The organism is Paenibacillus sp. P4_A9, from assembly GCF_056402415.1.
On sequence record NZ_JBFUHL010000001.1, the window covers coordinates 459,900 to 482,999 of the forward strand.

The 23,100-nt window shown below is 44.0% G+C and carries 13 protein-coding genes; 3 read left to right on the top strand and 10 right to left on the bottom strand.

The window, feature by feature from the left end; all coding sequences use genetic code 11:
- Positions 1 to 275 precede the first annotated feature (275 nt).
- Entirely contained in the window at positions 276 to 1,181 is a 906-nt protein-coding gene (locus tag AC1DVJ_RS02070) for a LysR family transcriptional regulator (protein ID WP_477587953.1), read from the top strand.
- A 52-nt stretch (positions 1,182 to 1,233) separates the two neighbouring features.
- Here the strand turns inward: AC1DVJ_RS02070 and AC1DVJ_RS02075 are convergent, their stop codons facing one another.
- The 9 genes from AC1DVJ_RS02075 to AC1DVJ_RS02115 all read right to left on the bottom strand — a co-directional run bounded on the left by AC1DVJ_RS02075 (position 1,234) and on the right by AC1DVJ_RS02115 (position 14,526).
- Positions 1,234 to 2,835 carry a glycoside hydrolase family 43 protein gene (locus tag AC1DVJ_RS02075; protein ID WP_477587955.1) on the bottom strand — a complete coding sequence of 534 codons (1,602 nt, stop codon included), beginning with the start codon at positions 2,833 to 2,835 and terminating at the stop codon, positions 1,234 to 1,236.
- Between the two features lie 2 nt (positions 2,836 to 2,837).
- Positions 2,838 to 3,155: an L-rhamnose mutarotase gene (locus AC1DVJ_RS02080; RefSeq protein WP_477587956.1), complete on the bottom strand. Its 318-nt coding sequence runs from the start codon at positions 3,153 to 3,155 to the stop codon at positions 2,838 to 2,840.
- A 27-nt stretch (positions 3,156 to 3,182) separates the two neighbouring features.
- Positions 3,183 to 5,117: a DUF8034 domain-containing protein gene (locus AC1DVJ_RS02085; protein WP_477587958.1), complete on the bottom strand. Its 1,935-nt coding sequence runs from the start codon at positions 5,115 to 5,117 to the stop codon at positions 3,183 to 3,185.
- Positions 5,118 to 5,149: 32 nt separating this feature from the next.
- On the bottom strand, positions 5,150 to 6,049 hold the full coding sequence (locus AC1DVJ_RS02090; RefSeq protein ID WP_477587960.1) for an aldo/keto reductase: 900 nt from the start codon (positions 6,047 to 6,049) through the stop codon (positions 5,150 to 5,152).
- A 141-nt stretch (positions 6,050 to 6,190) separates the two neighbouring features.
- A complete protein-coding gene (locus AC1DVJ_RS02095) occupies positions 6,191 to 8,449 on the bottom strand; it encodes a hypothetical protein (RefSeq protein ID WP_477587961.1) in 2,259 nt (752 codons plus the stop codon).
- A gap of 31 nt (positions 8,450 to 8,480) precedes the next feature.
- Positions 8,481 to 10,751 (bottom strand): DUF5703 domain-containing protein, encoded by a 2,271-nt coding sequence (locus tag AC1DVJ_RS02100; protein ID WP_477587963.1) that lies wholly within the window; start codon positions 10,749 to 10,751, stop codon positions 8,481 to 8,483.
- Between the two features lie 120 nt (positions 10,752 to 10,871).
- Positions 10,872 to 12,614: an extracellular solute-binding protein gene (locus tag AC1DVJ_RS02105; RefSeq protein ID WP_477587964.1), complete on the bottom strand. Its 1,743-nt coding sequence runs from the start codon at positions 12,612 to 12,614 to the stop codon at positions 10,872 to 10,874.
- A gap of 46 nt (positions 12,615 to 12,660) precedes the next feature.
- Complete coding sequence (locus AC1DVJ_RS02110) at positions 12,661 to 13,557, bottom strand: carbohydrate ABC transporter permease (RefSeq protein WP_477587966.1); 897 nt, start codon at positions 13,555 to 13,557, stop codon at positions 12,661 to 12,663.
- An 18-nt stretch (positions 13,558 to 13,575) separates the two neighbouring features.
- Entirely contained in the window at positions 13,576 to 14,526 is a 951-nt protein-coding gene (locus AC1DVJ_RS02115) for an ABC transporter permease (RefSeq protein WP_477587968.1), read from the bottom strand.
- A gap of 152 nt (positions 14,527 to 14,678) precedes the next feature.
- Between AC1DVJ_RS02115 and AC1DVJ_RS02120 the strand changes: the two genes are divergently transcribed.
- The gene (locus AC1DVJ_RS02120; RefSeq protein WP_477587971.1) at positions 14,679 to 16,235 is read left to right on the top strand and encodes a response regulator transcription factor; all 1,557 of its coding nucleotides are present in this window, start codon (positions 14,679 to 14,681) and stop codon (positions 16,233 to 16,235) included.
- A complete protein-coding gene (locus AC1DVJ_RS02125; RefSeq protein ID WP_477587973.1) occupies positions 16,232 to 18,064 on the top strand; it encodes a sensor histidine kinase in 1,833 nt (610 codons plus the stop codon). The genes AC1DVJ_RS02120 and AC1DVJ_RS02125 overlap by 4 nt, the downstream gene beginning before the upstream one ends.
- Before the next feature lie 195 nt (positions 18,065 to 18,259).
- On the opposite strand, the gene AC1DVJ_RS02130 is transcribed toward AC1DVJ_RS02125, so the two are convergent.
- A complete protein-coding gene (locus AC1DVJ_RS02130) occupies positions 18,260 to 23,068 on the bottom strand; it encodes an OmpL47-type beta-barrel domain-containing protein (protein WP_477587974.1) in 4,809 nt (1,602 codons plus the stop codon).
- Between the last annotated feature and the right edge of the window lie 32 nt (positions 23,069 to 23,100).

Genomic DNA, 23,100 nt, shown 5'->3' on the forward strand with positions numbered 1-23,100 from the left:
AATTAGTTCCGAAGAAAGCCCCCATAAAATCCAGAATTTCACTTTACTAAACTAAAGTCTTACGGCATACCTCCCCAAAAAATTGAACCCGCCTTACAATCGTACTTAACCAAGCGACTGAACATGCCCCAACATTTGGATTAAAAAGTCAAGGTTGAGCATAATAGATACTGATTTGTTCTAACTTGAATTATAGTAAAGACCTTTACAATTGTATAATACATATAATCATATATATTATAGATTAAAGTCTATATGAAAAAAGAGGGATTAGTTTGGAGCTACTCCAATTAAAATATTTTCTGACGACTGCGAAACTCGAACAAATAACGAAAGCAGCGAATGTATTAAACATCTCTCAACCTTCACTGAGCAAAACCATCACTCGGTTGGAAGAACATATTGGTGTTCCGTTATTTGACCGGCATGGCCGTAATATTCGTCTAAACGCTTATGGCGAGGTGCTGCTTAAGCGGGCGGAGCGTGTCTTTCAGGAGCTAGAGGAAGCACAGCGTGAAATTAGAGTTATGGCGGGACTTGAGAGAGGAAGCATAACGATTGCGGTCCAGCTTACAATCATTTTACCGGAAATGCTGGGTGCTTTTTTGGAGATTTATCCCGATGTGAGTTTTCGACAAGTGGTTGAACCAACATCTAATATGAAGAAATTGCTCGAGGACGGCGACATTGATATGTGTATCACCTTTACCCCTATTGAAGGTCCTGATATCGAGTGGATGCCTTTACGTACTGAAAAGATCCATTTGCTTGTACCGGAACATCACCCTTTAGTCGGGCGTGAATGTGTATCTTTAAAGGAGTTAAAGGATGAATCATTCATTGGGTTACCTTCAGGGTATTGGTTCCGGGATTTGACAGATACCTTGTGTATGAAAGCCGCAGGATTTACACCCAACACGAGAATTGAAGTTAATGAAGTGGATGCGGTATTTTTGCTGTTGAAAGAAGGACATGGCATCACTTTTGCCCCGGATTTGGCTTGGTGGACAAGAATAAACATAGCGCCGAACAAAGTACGAATTACCGATCTCGGAGGCAACATGACCTTAGGTCTAGCTTGGTCGAAAAGGCATTATTTGTCGTCCGAAGCACAGAAATTTCACGAGTTTGTTCTAGACTACTTCAGGGGTGAGGGAATGTACGATAAAAAAGATAGCTAAATCAACGGATTGATTCATCTATCTTCTTATCTCCGTACCGCTATAATCAACTTTACTTCTGACCCTGGTACGAAAACTCTCGAAAATACGCTCGTCCTTCCGGCTCGCCATAAACCCCTTTTGCATACAAGCCAATTCGTGGAGCAGTAAAACACAAGAACCGCGTATGCATCTCCGGATAAAGAAACTCCGCTGCAAGTTCAATGCCCAAATCCGTATACGTGATGCCGTCTAGTGAGTGAAAAAAGTTAAAATATTGCGTTTCGGCATTCAACGCAATTTTAAGCCAGATGGGTTGCCCTGGTTCAATAGGAAGCTTAATCCTTGCGAGCATCTTTTTGTGAACAGCTACGTATTGATCGAGTTCCAGATACAGTCCGTCATGTTCTTGATTTTCATGAAGACGACTTACATCAAAGCCTTGTCCAGACGTTTGGCCAATACCATTACGAATAGAAAAGAAAAGGAAGGCATCGGCATCCCGATAAAGCGCTATCCCCGCTTCTTCCCCCCTGCTTTTAGGCTCAAAAACCATCTTGGTCACCGTAGTGAAACCGAAATGACGCCAGCGTCGTGTTAATATGAGCGTGGATCCAAGACCGTAGGGGATAAACGGTTTGCACATCATTTGCAGTCCCGCTTGCGACAATTGATAGCCATCTTCTACCGGATGCCGTACCCATTCCCAATCAGGTGATAACGCGGCTCCTTCAAAACAATCTTCGACTGAGGAATCTTCTGTTAATAGCCCGTCTCCTGTCAAAGGCATCGTCACTCGATCCATCGGCACGCCATCTTCACCCACAATAAACCAATCATCCTCTGTCCAATGTACAGGTACCACGAATGTTTCTCGTCCAAGCGGGCATGCACCCCCTGGGGTTAGTGGGCGACCGCCAAGATGAAACATCCACCATTGTCCATTCGGATCTTGGACCAGCTTCCCGTGTCCAGGCTTCTGTATCCGCTGTTCGGGGTCGCGTTGAATTAACACCGGATTGTGCGGGCACGGTTCGTAAGGCCCCCAGATGGAACGGCTGCGCGCAAGCGTCTCCATATGCTCAAAGAAGGTGCCGCCTTCCGCCAGCATCAAATAGTACCAGCCATTGCGCTTCACAATGTGCGGCGCTTCAGGCGCAGCTCCGCCTGTTCCAGGCCATACCTGCTTCGCCTCTCCAAGTAAACAGGAGCCGTCCTTTGCCATTTCATGCACCCATCCTCCACCGAATGCCAGATAGCGCTTGCCATCATCGTCGTTGAAAATAGATGGATCAATAAAGTGATGATTGAGCATGATCGCTTCGCTATACGGTCCTTCTGGCCGGTCCGCGACAAACAACAAATTCGTGCAGCGCGGCTGACCATGGTAGTAAGGCACAACAACCCAGAACTTCCCGTCATAATAAGAAATGTCTGGCGCAAATACACCGAATGAATCCGGCATGCCCGTCAAATCTAGCTGACTCTTGCGAGTTATAACATGACCAATTGGACACCATTGAACCAGATCACGGGAGTGTAAAACCTGAACGCCAGGAAAATACTGAAACGTCGAAGTTACCATATAATAGTCCGATCCAACAAGCACGATCGAAGGATCGGCGTGGTCACCAGATAAAATCGGATTTTCGACGATTGTGTTGCGCTCCTTCATTCCTACGACTCCTCTCTCTGAAATCGATAAATTTCCTTTGCATCCTGCCAAATACTTGAAAAGCATTCACCAGTCAATCGATGCCACTCTTCTTCCAACTGGATATCAATGACCCGATCAGGAATTGCCAAAGATGGATCGGACTCAACGATCATAAACAGGGTCAGCCCCTCGCGAAATATCCGCAAAGACACGATGCCCGCTTCCCGCATATGCTTTTCGTTCCCAGCAGGAATATCGCGGTGAAGCTGTTCGTACCTATCTACTTGATCTGGTTGAAGATGAGCTACTTTGATTTCCGTCTGCCTGGTTGATGTCATGTCCCTCTCTCCTCTATCATTGTTCATTTATTGCTCCCCACGACCTCGGATGAATGCCGTCTTATCCTCACTCGGCCAAGGCATCTCATACGTTGGCGAATAGACATAGCGCTCCATCGCAAGCTTCAAGCTGATGCCTGTTCCAGCAGGCAGCGACACGTGCAGCCATTTCCCCTCAATCGTGATCGGGTCTCCCGCCTCGCCTGAAGCAAGGAGAACCTCACCCGATACAAAGCGGTGCTCCCCGAATACGCCAGCTTGCACGATCAAATCGCGATCATCAAACAGGCTTGTATTGATCAAATGTACAGTAGCCGAATCAGGAGTCAACTTATCAACAAGTGCTGATACGCCTGGCGGCAGTCCCGGACGCTTCGCAGCAGCGTCAAAATATCTGACGCGTCCATGCTGAAGACCCCCATGCGAAATGTGCATCGGTCCGCCTAGCGTCAGCTGCACAAGTCCTTCAAAATACAGCGGACACATTTCCTGCCAGATGTGAATCGCAGAGTACATCCCTTCGCTGTAGTGCTCGGTCCACTGATGCGGATCGCCTTCGGGGGCGCGCATTTTGGCCAACTGATTGCCAATCATTTCATAATTTGCACTTAGAATGTGCTGCGGATAATTCGGATTGTATCCGCGAATGTATTGATACCACGGCTGCGTATTGCCGATGTAGTGCTTCGTTTCCCGCCCGGTCTTCGGATCTCTGCCAGAGAAAGCAGGTACTATCACTTCATTCCAGTCGTGATCTTTCGGAATCCGCTCGACCCGCTCCAGATCCTCATCCGCCATCGACATCGTCCACAGGTAGATCGGATATTTCGGCATCGCTTCCCTGTAGTCCGTCCAACCGCTATCAAAATGCTTATTCGGCACTATCATTTTGCCATCCTGCTCTTTGCGAAGCTCCCAATTTCGATCAAGCTGCTCTCTAGCAAGCTGCAAGCCATTGATGTCTCCGGTTAGTAACACTGCATTCATACAGGCATTTGTCAATGGCTCAATGATGGTCATGAAGCCATGCGGCCACCGCCAACCATAATAGCCGCCCCACCATTTGCCATCGTTGTGCTCGCCAATTTGCCCGGTTAAACCTACATTATCAGGGATAATACCGCCGTTCTGACGTGTTCGCTCCTGCCAGGCATTCAAATAATCGACTACCCAGCTTCGCAAGCTCTCATCGCCAGCATGCAAGAACGCATGGGTAATCAAGCCAGTTGCGTTTAAATTCAGAGGTACGTCACCGCGATTCATTCGCTCATTCATGAGGTTAATTAGATTGGTATACACCTCATCATTCGACCAGGCGCACTTCCCGCTTGTAAAGTCTACACCGGGAATATCTTCATATGGAGCCAAGTAATCGTCCAAAATCCCCCTATGCGTGCTCCAATCCTCTTCCGAAACCTCGAATTGAGGACCTCGGCTGCCCGTCAGCGGTGATCGAATCAGCTTCAGTTCCTTATCATAGTTTGGCGCTTCTGCATCATCCCCCGTATACATGCCCGCAAACTTCATTGCCCGCTGTCGATCCTTCGGTGTTGCAGGTCCTGCCAGCCCAAGAAAATACAAATACAAATAACCTTCTCCATGATGCATCCAGTCATAATAACCATCAAACTCACGGTGAATTTGTCCGTATTCCGTCCATTGCCACGTTATGCCCTCCCATATTTTACGGGACACCTCATGCAGCTCGCTGCTACCTCCTAGTACATAAAGGAGAGCCAGATTCATAAAGCCCTCATAGGGATCATCCGATCCGTCCATACCTGGCCAATGCTCAAACCAAATAAGCGTTCCGTCCGGATGCGTATAACGCTCCACGAACTCTTTAGCCGCCTTGTTCAAGGTTTCAAAGAGCAACTGTTCCTGTAAAGCCCACTGCGGGGGAACAATTCGCTCTGATGCACGGACGAATGCGATCGACTCGCGACTGTGAGATGAATTCATTGCACATTTCTCCTTCTGATTCATGCCATTAATTAATCGAACAACGGTTGGCCTTGAAATAGCCCATACACGCGTTGCAGTTCTTCAGGCTCCAAGCCTTTTCCATCACAAAATGACAAATTGGTACGCAGCGATTGAATTGAAGCTGTTCCTGTTAGCGTAACATGAATGTCAGGGTTACTTAAGCTGAACCGCATAGCAGGCTCAACCAGCCCTTTCGGCTCTGTCTTACGTAAAAAAGCCAATTGTTCAATCCGCTTTAAAGACTTCATTCGAACATCCTCTTCCAAGAAGTGAGCAGGAGCATCTGCCAGCATGCCCAAACCAAGGACGCTGCCGTTAATGACACCTATTTCCATCTCATTAGCAAGCGGCATTACCTCATCTTTAGCTGTGTGATCGATAAGCATATACCTCGCGTAAAATTGAATCGCATCGAATTTCTCAGTTTTCATATAGGTCATCATCAAAGGTAGGACCCTCGTCGACACGCCGAGAAAACGGATTTTCCCGTCCTTCCGAAGCTTCTCCAGAGCCGGTACCGTCTCATTCATAATTAGCTCGTACGACTGCGTTTCCACATCATGAATTTGCAAGATATCGATATAATCTGTATCTAGCCTTTGCAGGCTTTCTTCAACAGAACGAATTGTCGTTTCATAATCGTAGCTCATGTCGAATCGCGTTGCCTTAGATGCTATGACAATTTGATCTCTGAGTCCTTTAAGCGCTCTGCCTATACGTCGCTCCGATTCTCCGCTGCCGTATTTAGGCGCAGTATCAATGAAATTGACGCCGGAACCGATAGCCTCATGAATCAATCGCTGCACTTCGCCTTCATCCGTCTTACCGAAATCTCCTGCAAGCGGTGCCCCGCCCAAACCAAGCTTAGATACTTTGAGACCTGTTTTACCGAAAGTCGTATACTCCATGATTCTCTCCTCTTTCTAAATAAGGTTTACTAGTCATAATCTAATCCTATCAGGCCTTAAAACGATTACAATTCCTTATACCATTGATCAGTTCTGTAACTAGCAAAATAAAAGTTCTTAAATCAGATATCAGTTCTTAAATCAGTTTTTTTCAAAAACAAGCTCCATGGAGGATTGAGGCTCAAGCTCTACATACCTGCAACCGAATAAAGCATTCTGACCTAAAATAGTATGCATAGACGAAGATGTCTCTTCGAAAACTTTTATTTTCGCATTATAATTAGTCGGATTTATGATGCTTAGAACCAATCTATCCGCTGTATTTTCTTTCATTTCATAGTCAATATGATCCATCGCAGCAACGAAACCGCTATCCGTTTGCACATACAGCCCCGGAACTTCTACGTAGGTCAACATATTTGAAACCTCACACCAGCACGAACCATAAAAGATCTCTCCAACTGGCTCCAGCCAGTCGCTCATTTCGACCCGTTCATTCATCCATCCTGCAGGCATAGCTTTTCCGTCAGCGGCATGGATGGGTCTGTCTTCTCTCGATAGATATTGAGTCAAGTTGTGTGATAATTCCTGGATGAGCTGCAAGTATTTCAAATTCCCTGTATAACGGTATAGCTTAAAAAGCGAATCTCCCGATAGCGTGCATATGCCTGGTGAACTATGCTTATTTTGAACATTGGCATAAACGGAGCCTGCTGTATGCATATTCAATTTACCGAAAGTCGACTCCTTGGGAAATTCAAAATCATAGGAAACACACCATGTGAAACATTGGTTAGCCATATCTACAGCTTTTGCAAGCCAATGCTCTTCTCCAGTAACCTCATATAAGACGACAAACGACTCTAATAGCCCAAAAGCAGATTCACTGTCCGGACACTGCAATATTTCCCCTGGACCTCCGGTTGTATATCCCTTTTTAACAAAATGATCGTAATAATAAATTGCGGCTTCTTCGGCTGCAACGAGATATTTCTGTTCCCCAAAGAACTGATAGGCTAATGCAAGACCGGCAGGGGCTATTCCAGCACTTGCCGAGCCACCGATGATGATTTCACCTGTTTCTGTATCTACAAATTGCCCAAACTGCCCATATCTCGTCCACAGATTCACAAAGGCATCTGCACATTTTCTGGTGCCATCCATCCATTTCTCTGGTATTGATCGAGTCGGCTCCATCTTGCGAATAAGCATGAATTGTTTAATGATATAGTACAAAGCATCACTGCTTTTACGAATCAAATGCCACTTTTTATCCAAGTCTCCAAAATGATCCCCATACCAACTGCCTTTGTGCCCGCAGCCGTGGAAAAATCCTGATTCATCCTGGCCTCCATAGAATACAAAGTCAAAATTTCGCAGTGCCCTTTCTATAGAAAGGCTCGAACCTTCAACAAGCATCGGGTATGTGGCCATGAGACCCCCTACCCAACCGATCTGCCAATCTTGATGTACACCTTCCAACGTACCAACCGAGTAATAGCCATATTCCTCTACCCAATTCTGTGTATTGTATTTCGTCTCTTGAATTTCCCACGCACTTGAAAAAGGCAGTTCATGACTGAACTTAACTTCACCTGTTAGATCCTTTCTAATTTCAGTGAAATAATCGAAAAAAGCTTGGGCATCCTCACACTCGAAAAAGAAGAGTCTAAGACTTAGTTTGACTGTATCCCCTTCTACGAAATCAGCGCCAGTATCTTCTGAAGGGTAGTTTGTGTCACAAATCGTATATCTGACATCTTCTCTGACACCAGGAGCTGAAATCGAAATATGGCATGTCTGATTTTCAACATCTTCTTCCATTGTAATTCCGGACTCGCCAACCCCCGTGCCCTGCTCCGTCAGTAGCCAGAAACCCTGTTTACTTTGAAAATCTGCAAAGCCAACTGCCGGTGTTGCAAGGTCCCCTGTAAGAAGTTGAATTCTCGACCGTTCTCCACCGATATTTAGCCGTGGAACATCGGTAATGATCGTAGGTACATCAGCACCAAAATCACTTTCCTCGCACAATTGAGGCGGATATGCTATTTTTCTGACCTCAAAACGATTGCCATTGTATACAGCCGAAGGCATCAGGACATAATTATTAGTTGACCATTTATCGAAATTTAATCGCATAGCCACATTCGTACTTTCAGAGAAGCCTTTGCACAGTCTGAATGACACCTCTAGATCCACTGCATCCTTTCTTTCTTGCACACGTGACATCTTGGAAATTATTTCCCATTCCACTTCATTGAAATCAGCTTTGTGGCTTTGTAGGTCCTGATTCACAAGACGGATACTTTGTGAATCTACTGGATGTGAATCTTGAAATGCCGTTATGACAGCATCCAGACACAGATTGAATTGTTCGAAAAAATGATCGCGAAGCTCCATGTAAACTACCATTCCTTTCACTGACTGAATCTTATGTCCCCGTTGCCGTTACACCGTTCCAAATAACAATATCTTCTCTACGCCAAGATGGTTCAACCTTCAAATACTCCAACCTTTTCCCCTTGAGCTTCGCTTCCACGATCGTGTTCATCGGCGCATGTAGCTTGAATTCGACATCCCATTCCTCTGGCCAAGCCGGAAACAGCACAATTTCGCGTCCATCCGTCTGCATCAGCATAGCCTGCAACGTCATCTGAGCGACTCCTCCATTATCATGATCAGGAACCCAATCTCCCTCTACATAAAATGTAGGGAAGCGATAGCCGTCATGCAGCGTATAGCGCATTGCGAGGTTTTTCCTAGCCTCATCCGTCAATCCAAGATAAGCGGCAAATATATTATCGGTACCCCAGCACTTATACATCCCCTCATAAGTTCTCATCCAGTACGTGTTCTGAACAATATCCAATCCAGGCTTATTTACACCAAACAAACGATAAGGAAACACGGAATAAAGGCCAATATTCTCATAGTTATGAGATTCTCCGCGACTTTCCTCGCAAGAATCGATATATGTGTTGCCTTCTCTAGTCTTCACTGGAATCGGAGGCAGTTCGGACAACAACTTATGCCACATCTCCATTGTGCTTTGCGGGACGTGATCTGTTGATAGGCCCAGCAAGCCATTCAGTGTTTTCTGGAGTCCTGCTATCTCTGGCAGGGGATTGGTAACATCCCATAATGTTTCTAAAGCCTGTGCAGGTTCGATCAGGAGCTCACCCGCCAAATTCCTCGGATAATGCTCGTTGTAAAAACGAATGATTTCCGTCGCGATCGGCAGCAGCGTTTCTGCTAAAAACTCCTCATTCATCGTGTGAGCATGATAGTCAAGCATCATACAAAGCAGCTCAAGCCCGCCCTGCCAGTATCTCCGAACATAACCGCTGTCTGTAAGCGATATGTCTGTTCGCTCGGATGCTGGTAGTTGGCCGTAATCTGTTCGGTTATAACCCCCCCAGAAATACATCGTCTCTGGAAAAAAGGCTCCTTCATGTTGAAACCACGTTTGAGTATGCGCTTTGGCAAAAGGCAGCGCATCCAGATACATCTTAAAAAACGGCAGCATGCCATCGAAATCGCCAGCTGCGAGCATTGGCCAGTAAATATGTCGTTGATTTTGAAACCAAAAGCATCCACCCCAAGCTCTAAAGTCAGCATCATATCCCTGATGGCAAAATTGGTTACGGACATCATGATTTCCGTCCACATTGAAGATAGATCCATTGAATTTGACCGGGAAGTTTCCTCTCGCCGTGCAAGCAACCGTATACCGATGCAAATGCCAAGATGATGATAACACCCCCGTTTCAAGATGATCACCTTCGCTCACACGGATATAACTGCGGTCCCAAAACGACTTCCACCACTGACGATGAGCCTCTCTCGCCTGTTCAATCGGAATAAGAGAAGCTTCTTCCGCTTTCGCGTCAAGCTCCTTCATCCAATCGCTCACTTCAGCTACTTTCTTCGTTAATAAATAAGCCGACAAATGAATATTTGTAGCTGGCTGCCGGGTCTTTATGGACGAGGAATTGACCGTAACAAGGTCTTCCCCCCAAATCATGCCGCCAGTTGTAAGATCCAATAACGGATCGTTTGCCTCTCTGGCAAACGCTTCCATCCCCTGATGAACGAGCTCCCCGTACCAGATCGACGTTTCATTGCGGTGGTACCACGTCATGCTGCCTTGTCTATCTGATGATGCAGGAACAACGGTATCTGAAGTGATACATGGATTCAAGCCTGCGGCAATCAACCCTTGTTCGCTATGCGAGCAATCCGATCCCCCTGTCGTCCTGCCTTCACGCTTATCCTCCAAAACCATTGGCCTTGTTGTATTCCGCCAAAGCTCCAACTCAACCTCACAATCCATCTCTTGCTTGCTTTCAATTTCAATATGAACAACTGGCGAGCAGGCATCCACCCAAATCCGAAGCCTTACACGATCTTCTTGATTGCCTCCGCAAATGATAATTTCGCCATTAATGAGATGCAGTTTCTGCTCGAATTCCATGCCTATTTCAAAAGGGTTAGGATTCAATCTCAACCGTACTCGACCCAGTTTCAGCAAGCGATGGGATTCGTCCCATGCATCTGTTTTCCCGATATAGAAGTACAGATCCCCTTCTTCTTCAACCCAAACATTAAGTCCGATGTCGCCGTTCCCGATCGGCATCGATCCTGCTGCATTTTGGCTTGGAGACTTCCAAATCACATCATAGTTCTCTACAAGATGTTCCATAGCGAATGAATTCCTTTCCCATTTTCCATTTTCTGCATATGAAAACCGCGGTTTACTTGGAGTGAAGTAATTTCCAAATATAACCGCGGTCCATTAACCTTTATTTATGACCTAAAACAATTACTTAACTTTGTAATCCTTATACTTAGCAGCTTTTTGTGAAGCAGCAGTAAACTCCGTTTTCGCCCAAGTGAAGTTTTTATCGGCACCCAATTTCGATGCTTTGTCCATCAGGTCTTGTTTGAGCGTATTGTATTCAGTATCACTCGCAGCGTATACCATTTTCCAGGATGCCGTCTTAAGCAGCTCACCCAGCTTTTGTTGAATGACCTTAATATCATCTGTAGGAGCGCCCGCTAGAGCTGTGACCCCATCGTCTTGAACAACTTTAAGATTTTTCTTGGCATATTCATACACGTTCGAAACGTTGTTAGCTTTCGTCCACTCCTGTTCAGCGGCCGTCAGATTCTGCTTCACAAACTGTGACCAACCTTCGTGAGTAATAGGCTCGTTCGTTCTTGGGTCAATGTTCCACTTGTTAAGCATCGTGAAGCCTTMATACCCAGCAGTAGAAGGGTCGTTCTTCATCACTTTATCTAAATACTCCGGTGCATATTCAGCTTTGCCGTTTTTGATCGTAAACGCTTTGCCTTCTACACCGTTCATAAGTTCAGTAGAACCTTGTGCGGATGCAGAGTAGTTAAGCAGTTTAATAATGCGATCCGCATTCTTCGAGTTTTTGCCGATTCCGAATACGTATCCACCACCTACAGGAAGCTCCGCTTGTACGAGGAATTTGGCCTCATCTTTCGGGAACAACGGAATCAAACCAGCTTGTGGATTGCTTTTCACGTAATCGCTGCCATTAAAAATTTGTGATTGCCATCCCCATAGTGCAGTTAGCGTGCGACCTTCCTTCGTTTTCGTTTCCGCGTTCGGCCATTTTTGGGAAATGGAATCTGGATCCAGAAGCCCCATCTTTTTCGCTTTATAATAGAAATCTACACCTTGAAAGTACTTGCTATCGGCATCAAATACGCTCTTGATCTGCTTGGAAGCCGGATCATACTCCGTAAACTGCAAAGTGCCAGCGTTCGCATTGACACCCATATAACCTGGCACCGTGAAGTCGACAAGGCTCATACTAATGGAATCCCAATCGCTCCATAACTGCATCGGATAGACTTTCTGTCCCGTGGCGGTAGCAGGATACTCAGCTTGCATTTTMTTCATCGCCTGCAATAAATCATCATACGTTTTTAATTCTGGCGTTCCGATTTTCTTGTATAAATCCCATCTCGAATAGAGAGCCATATGCAGTAAATTCGTCGGTTGTCCAGCACCGATTTGAGAAGCCAAGCCAAATAGTTTCCCCGTTCCGTTGCTATAGTTATCTCGCATATATGAAAGCATAGAAGGTAGATTATTAGTAATATTAGGGCCGTATTGAGCGACTAAATCATCCAGAGACATTAGCACGCCTGCCTTGACAGCGCTCTCAAATTGCTTCTTATCTTTGAATTCGATCAAATCCGGCATATCGCCGCTAGCCATAATAGCGGACAACCTTTCGTCGAACTTGTCGCCAGCGAAGATGTAATCCATTTTCAACCCGAATTTCTTTTCGAAAATTTCTTTAGAAATTTCATCGCTTTGTACGCCTGACAGTGAACTAGGTCCAATCAGGGCTTGAATCTTTACAGGCTCCAACGCCGTACTCGTTGCTGCGGAAGACGTTGCTGCTGTTGAAGGCTTGGCGGATTCAGTCGTCGATTCCGTCTTTGTACTTCCACACCCTGTCAAACTGATTGCCATCGTTCCGACTAAAACCATGCCTGCAATACTCGTGAAGTTCTTTTTCATTTGGTGCTTCCCCCTCAATCAATTTGGTTTACCTATTTATTGAATTCTAACCTTTTACTGCACCTAACATAATCCCTTTGGTAAAATAGCGTTGCATGAAGGGATAAATGCAGACAATAGGAAGAATAACAACCATTGCAATTGTCATGCTGACAGCCGTCGGCGTTAACTTAAAGCTCGATGCCGACAAACTCGCTCCACCGTCAACCATGATCTTTCTTGCCAATGCATCTGCTTCGGACATGAACTTATACAGTACAAACTGCAGCGTGTTCAGTCTCGAATCCGTAATCAAGAACAAATTGTCTCGCAGATTATTCCACTGATTGACACATTCGAAAACAGCCACAGTAGCCAAAATAGGTTTAGATAGTGGTACTAGTATGCTCCAGAAAATCCGGAATACTCCTGCACCATCGATCTGCGCTGACTCTTCCAATGCCTTAGGAATACTTTCTATAAATGTTTTGATAAGAATCACATAGAAAGGAGCAATAATATAGGGAATGATGTATACGGCAAACGTATTCATCAGATGTAGATTTTTCATATTGATATACCAAGGAATTAGACCAGCATTAAAATACATGGTTATGATAACGAAACGGTACAGAAACTTTTTCATGTACATGTTCGGTTTCGTAAATAAATAGGCCAAGAAAGATGAGCCTGCCAGTGTAAGAGCCGTTCCGATGACGGTTTTCAATACGGAAACCCCTAATGCCATTCCAATGCCATTCAGTTTCAACACCTGTATGTAGTTTTCAATGTGGAAACCCTTGGGATAGAGGACGAGGGCTCCTGAGGCAGCCCACTGGTTGTTGCTTAAGGTCAGTACGAAAATATAGTACAGCGGGAAAATACATATGATTGCAAATAGGAGAAATATCGAACTGTTGATAACACTGAAACTCAGATTTCCGATTGTCACTTTTTGTTTCATGGGTGTACAATCCCCTTCTTAAATAATGCCTTCTCCACGAACCTTCTTCGATGCGTAGTTGACTGAGAATAAAAGCGCAACGCTGACAACTGATTTCAAGATGCCAACGGCGGTAGCGAAAGAATAATTGTATCCGGACATCCCATTGCGTATGCCGATATTGTAGACATAGAGATCAAGCACTTCGATCGAATCTTTGTTCAATGCATTTTGGAATATCAAGTATTGCTCGAGACCGTTATTCAGAAAGTTGGCAACGCTTAACAGCATGAGAACGAAAAAGGTTGGCATTAGATGAGGAATCGTAATATATCTCATGACCCGGAACCTGCCAGCCCCGTCGATTCGTGCCGCCTCGTAGAGTTCACTGTCAATGGACGTCACCGCTGCGATATAAATAATGGCCGTCCAGCCAATCGTCTTCCACGCCAAGTAGGCTGTTTGGGTTAACCAAACATGGTCAGAACTGACTAGCAAGCTAATGGGTTCTTCGATGATATGGAGATGCAAGAGAAATTTGTTTATAAACCCGTCTGATTCTGAAAACATAGAGAATGCAAACGCATACACAAGTGGCCAACTTAGAAAATTCGGAAGTGTAGTTAGCGTCTGGACGGCTTTTTTAAGCGGTTCAAATTTAATCTCCACAAGGAAAACCGCAAATATTAGTGGTAAAATTTGAACGACTAAACTTAATACACTCATTCCAAGCGTATTGGACATGACCCTTTTTACTTCATCAACCGTCATTGGATCGCTCAAAAGCATCTTGAAGAAGAAGAAGCCTTTAAATTCCGTATCAAAAAGTTTATAACCTGGTTTGTAGTCAAAAAAAGCATAAATCCAACCGTAAAGCGGCAAGTAAGAAAAAACGAATACGAGTAAAATGAATGGCATCGATAGGTAAAAAAGCTTTTTCCCTTCCTTTTGGGAAACGGTTACAACGCGTTTTCTTGCTTGACTGCTCATGTTCTGTGTATCCCCTCCTTCATATCCAATGGTATAACGGAGCGGTTTCGAACTCAATTGTTTAAACTCTAGATGCATCTGTCAAAATTATAGAGCGTTTTCATTTTCACTTTTAATTTGCTATGATAGGACACAAGTGGAGGGATTCTAATATGTATCAAGTACTAATTGTAGAAGACGAGCCGATCGTAGCTGAAGCACTCCTTAAATCCTCCATCTGGGATGATCTAGGTCTTGAGGTTATTGGCAACGCTTTTAATGGTTTAGATGCCATCGACTGGATGGATAAGCACCATGTCGATATTGTGATAACAGACATTCGAATGCCTCAAATGGATGGCATTGCGTTGATCCGAAACCTACGCGAACGAGGTTCCAAAGTTAAAATTGTTATTTTGAGTGGACATGACGACTTTAACTACGTGAAAGAAGCTATCAAATTAGGCGTGGAAAACTATCTGTTAAAACCACTTGATAAATCGGAATTAGCCTCTACCCTGAGCAGTATCGTAGACAAAATGCAAGCTGACTTCGATCGTCAAATAAATCTCAACGAGCAGATGAATGCCTTTCGGGAGAGCTTTCTCCTTCGATGGGTAACCAACTCTGTATCAAGAGCAGAATTTCGAGAAAAAGCCCACATGGCTCAATTTGATACCAACCTTGCCCAATATCGGATAGCCTTATTTAAAATACTCAATCGCAATGGTAATTCAGACAAGCATGCGGCAACCTTAATCATTCAAAATTTTCTATGGCAACAGTTCGGGCAAGAACTGAGAAATTTGTCCTTTTGTGATCCGTCTTATGATCTTGTGGTGGTTTTCCCATCGCATTTATTTAACAATGTTAACTTATCCTTACACGATCAACTACAGTCCATATTAACGTCCCTAACCGTTCATACCGAACTGCAATTGCTCCTCACCATTGGGAATGACGAATCGGACTTATTTACTGCCCATAGAAGCTACCATACGGCAAAGGATTTACAAGGGTACACGTTTCTACTGCCACCTAACAGCCTTGTCATTTCTGACGACATCGAAAAAAATAGAAACGAAGGTATATGGTACCTCGACCTACCGCTTGAAAAGATTAGTAATTTCATCCTGACAAATAGAAAAGAAGAATGCCTTGAAATCACCCGAGTCGCTTTTACCAAAATCCATGGGAGCAGCCAGATTACACCTGCCATGTTTAAAAACGCGATCTTAGAGCTTTTATTCCATATCTTTAATACCGTTAAGAATGCAATCATTCAACCTGAAAGCATTCCTGAATCATTTCGAAATTTATATCAGCGATTTGCATCTTCAGATCGATATGAAGATCTGCTAGGTATGATTGATGACACCATCAGTTCCGCTTGCGAATTACTTTCCCAGAGAGATAACGCGACAAATGCAACAGTCAAGCAAATTTTGGATTACGTTAGGGAAAATTCAGAACAGGATTTGTCACTCAAAACACTCTCTTTTCAGTTCAACGTCAATGCTTCCTACCTAGGACAGCTATTTCGCAAGGAAACTGGCATCCTATTTAGCAGCTACATCAATCATTTACGAATTGAGAAAGCAAAAGAACTGCTTCTCCAAACAGACATGAAGGTAACGGATATATCCGCCAAGGTCGGTTATTTGGAGCCTAGTCATTTTTATAAAATATTCAAAAAGGCGACTGGGGTTTCCCCAGCACAATTCAAATGAGAAAATTCATTCAGATCAAATTGTTTACCAAAATCTTGTTGCTATATATCCTCATACTCTCGTTTGCGCTTTATGGCTTTACGCGCTATGTTGCTGACAATTCCATGGAGCTATTAAAAAAGGGTCAAATAGGAATTCACCAACAAATGCTCGCCGCCATGCAGAATATCATGGATAATCGTTCAAAAACGATACGAGATATTTTATTGAAAATTTATAATGATCAAGATTTGAACAATTACATCATGGGCATGATGGGCGATGCGGAACCTAGTGAATCTTACGCCGAAAACTCGTTCGAGAAGCAAACAATGGTTAATAAACTAGAGGATCTTGTAAGCATTGATAAGAACATTAGCCATCTCATTTTGTATAATAACACTACTAAAAAAGCCTACTTGTATTTATATGATTTAAACTACTCGTTTTCCGATTTTACAGAGCCTATTATCAAAAACATTCCTCAACTACAGAATCCATCTCAGGAAAGTTTTATTTTACCAGCACATTTAGGTGCTTATCATGCACGCCAAAGTTCCACGTATTATTTTGGAATGGCTAGTAATTTTTATTACCCTCGCTCTAGCTTATTTCTAGGTAGGTTCATCATCGAGTTTGGCATGGAAGATCTTCAGAACACCATCATCCAATTTGGTAAAGATATGAAGGGTTATCTATTGATTTTAACCAAAGAAGGCGATGTTATATTCGATTCTACTTCCACCTATTACGGTAAGAAATACCCTTATTTTGATAAAATAGGGCAATCATCAGATTCCGTGCAATTAGCGGAGGAAAGTATTATAAACGTCGTCAATTCGGATCAGAGCAAGTTCATTTATGCTTCGGTTTTACCGAAATCAACCTTGAGCAAGCAAATGAGTATCTTCAATAATTCAACTTATCTGGCTGCGATTATCCTTCTTTTATTTATCTTCTCCGTTTACTTTTTTGTAACGGGGATCATATCGAAAAGAGTCAATCGAATCGTTAATGCCATGGGTAAAACGGTTAAGAGTAATTTACTTCACAGAATTCCCTTGACCAATAAAGATAATGAATTCGAACAAATCGCTATACACTTCAATAAAATGTGCGACAATCTGCAGGACTATATCAATAAGTCTTACGTCTATGAATTGCAGCAGAAGGTTGCCGAAATGAAAATTCTTGAAAATCAAATAAACCCTCATTTTCTTTACAACTCATTAGAGGCGATTCGAGCGAGGCTGGAAATCGACGGGAATGACGAGGGCGGACAAATGATTCATTCCCTCGCAATGTTATTTAGAGCTTCCCTGAAAGCGGATTCGGTCGTCACCGTCTCGGAAGAAATCGAATTCTGCCAAATGTATTTGAATATTTTCGAAGTTAGGTATCAGAACTTATTTCAGTTCCATATCGACATCCATGATGACATAAAGCACTGTGGGATCATTAAATTAATTCTTCAGCCTATTGTAGAAAACTACCTCATTCATGGATTTGACCGCAGAAGACAAGACAATGTATTGTCCATTCTCGGTTGTCGAGACGGCGACACTATCTGCATAACTGTTGCGGATAATGGCATCGGTATCCCATCGGACAAGCTTAGTGAACTTAAACAAAAGCTAAACACAACTTCGCCATCAACGATAGGAAGCATTGGCCTTCACAACGCGAATGAGCGGATAAAGCTTTTGTTCGGTTCTTCCTATGGTCTGGACATCGAAAGCGATGGTTTGAACGGAAGCCGTATTACACTGCGAATTCCTTGTATGAAGCCTGAGGAAATCAAGGAGCGTAGTACAAAACTGCTAACAGACCTGCCCTCTATTCATCATTGAGGGCAGGCTTTATATGCTAAAAAACTGGACAGCGGCTATATGCCGGCTGTCCAGTTTTTTGTCATTATTCAACGAACCATACTTTTAATCTTTGACTGGACCGCCTTCTATTATGGACACAAGCTCCATCCCATCCGTATTTTCCAAGCCCTATCTATTGGAGATGTCGAACCCAATTACTTCCTACTCGATCTATCAATGAGACAAATGAGACAATACATATTCAGCATCTCGCAGCAAATATTTTGCCGCTTCGCTTGAAATGTGTTTCCCGCTTTGCGACTGCACCTCGTTAATAAAAGCCTGCACATCGCTAACAAAATCTCCCAGTTTATTCGCGGCTAATTTGCTTTGCAAGCTATTGGCGATGCCTGCTCTATCAATCCACTGCATGTTTGCAAAATACGTTACCAACGCCTGCAAGGATTGGATACTTGCCGTTGTCTCGAATTCCACTAATGTGTTGCTCACATTGCCTACCAAATCACTTGAAGTGACGGTAAACGTGTGCCAACCGAGAGGCAGCGTGTACAGATCAATTGTCGCGCCTTGCTGTACTCCGTACGTATCCAGCGTTACCGTAGTTTTGCTGTTGTCCACCTCAGACAAATTATCGCTCAGCGCAATGATTGGCGTAATGACCTGTTCATCACTGTACGTACTGTTCACTAAGCCCGTTACGGTAATTGTCGGCGCAGTCGCATCCAGATTGAAGCCAATAGTTTTTGCATCTTCCACATTCCCGGCATTGTCAACGCTCCAGTAAGAGATGGTGTGACTTCCTTCTGCTTTTATAGTAACTGAAGTACCTTCTTGCTCAGTACCACCGTCGATCGTGTAGAAGGTATCAGCTACACCTGAGCCACTGTCGCTGGAAATGAAAGTAACCGTTGCATCGCTGTTCACCCAGCCAGAAGGCGCATTATCCAACGTTGTTGGAGCTGTCTTGTCGATTTGCACGGCTGCCGTGTGCGGCGTTTCAATATTGCCCGCCTTATCAACGCTCCAGTAAGAGATGATGTGACTGCCTCCTTCTTTTATAGTAACGGAAGTACCTTTTTGCTGAGTACCGCCGTCGACCGTGTAGAAGGTATCAGCCACTCCTGAGCCACTGTCGCTGGAAGTGAAAGTGACCGTTGCATCGCTGTTAACCCAGCCCGAAGGAGCATTATCCGACGTTGTTGGAACTGTATTGTCGAGATCAAAGATATTCACGTCATCGTAATACGTTGTACCCTGAATCCCATTCCCTTCCGTCACATCACCTAGTACGATACGCTTAAAGCTCGTAACACCCGTCTGGGAGCCGACTTTCACTCCGTCGATGTACATATCCAACTTGGTTCCGGACGAATAATCAAATTTAAATTCATGCCAGCCAGTTGTTCGCTTCACGTTTACAACTGTACGAGTATTTCCTATAGAGCGTACGTAATAGCTTTTTGCAGTAAAGCCAGTGGAGGTGTTGACTCCGAGAGAACTGGTGGTAATTCCATCATCGACGACGGCTGCATTCATCATATTAAGATTCGAAGCGTCATCATAGAACCAGATAGAAACGATTTTGTTGTACGAAGAATCAAAGGTTTGTTGGATCGCATCGGTATCTTCATCAATGATGTAGCTCATGGAGCCGGAATGGGTAACCGTAGAGCTAAGTGTTGGCGTTCCTTTAATTGATGTCCAGTTTCCAAGACCGGTCTCAAAGCCGTCGAAGTTTAGCTTCATCCCGTTTACCATAAACTCATAAATTCTAGCCGCTCTATTTGTAATTTCGGTTTGAGGACTCGTTATATACAACCGTACATATCGGCCCGTTGCAGACACGTTGTGTTCCGTAACATTAGCCGTATTTCCAATCACCGTATCCGCATCCGTCCAGTTCACTAAGTCATCGCTAACTTGGAACTTAAAGTCTCTGGTATTTAGCGACTCCATTCCCCAAGTTTCATACGCTCCGGCATGTTGTACCACATATCCCGTAATCGGGTACGACTGTCCAAGATCAACCTGGAGCCAGCTCGTTTCACCAAACTCCGAAACCCATTTGGTTGTCGTGAATCCGTCAGTCGCTTTGGTAGCTAGAGACCCTGTATCCAAAGAACTGCTGGATGTAGTAGGCTTGTTAGAAGTCAAGCTGTTGTTACTGATCACATTGACATTGCACGTTGCCGAATAACTACCGTCCTTAGTCGTAACGGTAATAACCGCTTGGCCTGTCGAGATCCCTTGGACTACACCGTTTGCGACCGTCGCGACGCTCGGACTGCTTGAACTCCAAATCAATTTCAGGTTGGTGGCATTAGACGGAGTAATGGTAACAGCCGGTTTCAAGTCATAGATTGAACCCCGCCCTACCGCTACCTGACTTTGACCCATACTGATGCCTGCCACTGCAACTGGATTAAGAGGAATCGTTCCATATAGTCTAAATCCATCCACCAATAAAACTTGACTTGCATTGTTGACAATCTTGATCGTATGCGACCCATACGACATACCCGTAAGGCTATAAACGCTCTGCCCGCTTAAATGATTGTTGTTATTCTCGCTAATAGTCTGCTGTAACACCCCATCCAAATAAACTAGCGCGTTCGATGTAAAATCTGAACTTGTTTCCGCAACAATATCGATCCCCGTTCCAGTGAACGTGTATTGCAGATAGTTCCCGGAAGTTGACGTATAGTGCGCATCATTTATATAGTTGTATGCACCTGTAGTAATTCTGTTTTTGTCATACGTCCACGACCCCGTGTAGGAAATCTCTGAGTCGGTATCGTTAACCATGACACCAGCAGTATTTTTCAAATACTGATACCCTGGTTCCAATCCCGCATTATTCATGATTGACACGGCTGCTGTTGGCCAATTGCTTCCAGTGACGGTTGTCGTATTGCTTAAACTGTTCCCGTTACTATTCGGCAATCCAGCTACAGAAGTACTGTCGGTGTAGTTATTGGTAACTATATTATTTTGGGCAGGAATACCGTATTGTTGAACTTGCAACCAATTGGGGACGTATTTTTGTACAACGTTATTATTGACATTGAAATTGTTCGTGGCTTCGTCCAAATAAATGGCCGCGAAGTTATTTGTTTGACCCGTTAGATAGTTGTGGGAGATCACGGAGTTGGGTTGATTGCTGATCGTGTAAATACCACCGCCATCAACCATTCTCTGCATGTAATTCGTAACTTTATTGTAACTGACGACGTTGCTGTTGGAATAAGGCACCGTGCTCTCGTGCCCCCACCCCCAGCCGAGTGAAATTCCTGAATAAGGTAAATTGTCCAATTCATTGTGCAGAACTTGCAAATTGGTGGTATATCCTCCAAATATAGCTACCGACCCAGGATACTGTGCACCAATGGTAGTCATATAGTTGTTCCTAACGCTATTATTCAACGTTTGTTGTGCGGGGTCCGTATTCATGTAATCATCATTCACATCTCCGATATGAATCCCGCCGCCGGAAATATCAACAAAGTTGTTTCCGACCACTTCATTATTCTGACTCGCGTTTTCAAATACAACAGCGGTGCCTCCCAAACGGCTGAAAGTATTCCCCTGAATGACGATATTGTTGGCATGATTAAAGTTTAAGTTGCCGCCAATCTTACCCGTTTGGGTGCAATTATAAGTAACGCAATACTCCATTGCTTGGACACCGGTAAACCCTTTATTGGTTAGCGGCTGAAGCCACGTTCCGTGTTGAAAAGCAAGCCCAATAAATTGAACATTATGAAGTGGTGCTCCCGTAGAGCCTGTTCCGCTTACCAACTGTTCGACTTGTGGAATAATCACGGATGCTGTATTAATATCCTCTTGACTTCTCGGCATGTAGTACATGTACCCGTCCGTAATATCATAATAATACTCCCCTGGCGTATCCAAGAGCTCAAAGGCATTTTCAAGCCAGCTCACTTTGTTTTTATCTCGCCAGGCATTGTTCCAGCAAGGCTCTTGGAAAGTAATCTGCCCCCCCGATACGGAAGAGATATTACATTGAGCAAATACCCATTCGTATTGGCTGCTCACTCTGATCTGACTAAGATTTTTCCAACTCGCCATATTCGTGTATTTCGCGTTGGTAGTTAAAACGTTATACGATTTATTTGTTATTGTTATAATATGGATATCATTAGCCAATCCTGTTTTGATATATTTAGTCTGATTGCTTGATTTAGTAGTGCTGGTTTCGCTAATCGTTTGATCCAGAGTGCCGTCGATATAAACCTGCACATTGGTTGAATAACCTGGATCAGTCTCGGTAACAAGCTCGATACCTGTTCCGGTAAACGTGTAGCTGATCGAATCGTCATTAAATTTTGAATAATGGATATCGTTATTGTTGTCGGAGAATCCAGCGGCTGTTCGGTTGCTATCATACGACCAAAAGCCCGTATAGGTTATGTTTGGATCGTTATCATTTACGGTAGTGACATTTGAATTATTGTATACTTTTAGCGCGTMAATAACTAATAATGGTGTTTTAATAATGGAAAAACTGATAGGATTACTCTCACCTCTAGCGATAGTTGCACGTTGGCCATTCACGTACATTTGCAAAACCCCGGAGGATTGACCCACGTAGGAGCGGTAAATGGTACTGCTGTTCTGGGCAAGCGACCAATTGGACAACGTTGTTCCACCGCTGATTACTGGTTGGGCCCCGGGATATGCGCGATAGATGATGTTAAACCCATTGGTGCCGGAGTCATGCGTGGTAGCGTTCTCATTTAGCTGGAAGGTAGAAGACAATTGATAAGTACCGTCCAAGAAATAAACGACAATGTCTCCGTTCATATTTTGATTAACAGCCCTCACCTGCGTCTGTGCCTCTTGAAGCGAGCACGGATTAGACAGTGTACAACTCGTGCCGCTACCCGTAGGCGAAACATAAAAAGTTGATTGAACAGCTGCATCGGCATCCTTAATCGAAAAATTAAAACTCAACAAAATCATCAATAGGGCCAAGCAAAAAGAAATCAGTTTCTTTGACATTCTTACGCCTCCTAATTGAATGAAACATTTGA

Bases quoted from the DNA above. Each gene is read 5' to 3' on its own strand.
- AC1DVJ_RS02075 (WP_477587955.1), bottom strand. From the start codon at position 2,835: ATGAAGGAGCGCAACACAATCGTCGAAAATCCGATTTTATCTGGTGAC.
- AC1DVJ_RS02080 (WP_477587956.1), bottom strand. From the start codon at position 3,155: ATGACATCAACCAGGCAGACGGAAATCAAAGTAGCTCATCTTCAACCA.
- AC1DVJ_RS02085 (WP_477587958.1), bottom strand. From the start codon at position 5,117: ATGAATTCATCTCACAGTCGCGAGTCGATCGCATTCGTCCGTGCATCA.
- AC1DVJ_RS02090 (WP_477587960.1), bottom strand. From the start codon at position 6,049: ATGGAGTATACGACTTTCGGTAAAACAGGTCTCAAAGTATCTAAGCTT.
- AC1DVJ_RS02095 (WP_477587961.1), bottom strand. From the start codon at position 8,449: ATGGAGCTTCGCGATCATTTTTTCGAACAATTCAATCTGTGTCTGGAT.
- AC1DVJ_RS02100 (WP_477587963.1), bottom strand. From the start codon at position 10,751: ATGGAACATCTTGTAGAGAACTATGATGTGATTTGGAAGTCTCCAAGC.
- AC1DVJ_RS02110 (WP_477587966.1), bottom strand. From the start codon at position 13,557: ATGAAACAAAAAGTGACAATCGGAAATCTGAGTTTCAGTGTTATCAAC.
- AC1DVJ_RS02115 (WP_477587968.1), bottom strand. From the start codon at position 14,526: ATGAGCAGTCAAGCAAGAAAACGCGTTGTAACCGTTTCCCAAAAGGAA.
- AC1DVJ_RS02120 (WP_477587971.1), top strand. From the start codon at position 14,679: ATGTATCAAGTACTAATTGTAGAAGACGAGCCGATCGTAGCTGAAGCA.
- AC1DVJ_RS02125 (WP_477587973.1), top strand. From the start codon at position 16,232: ATGAGAAAATTCATTCAGATCAAATTGTTTACCAAAATCTTGTTGCTA.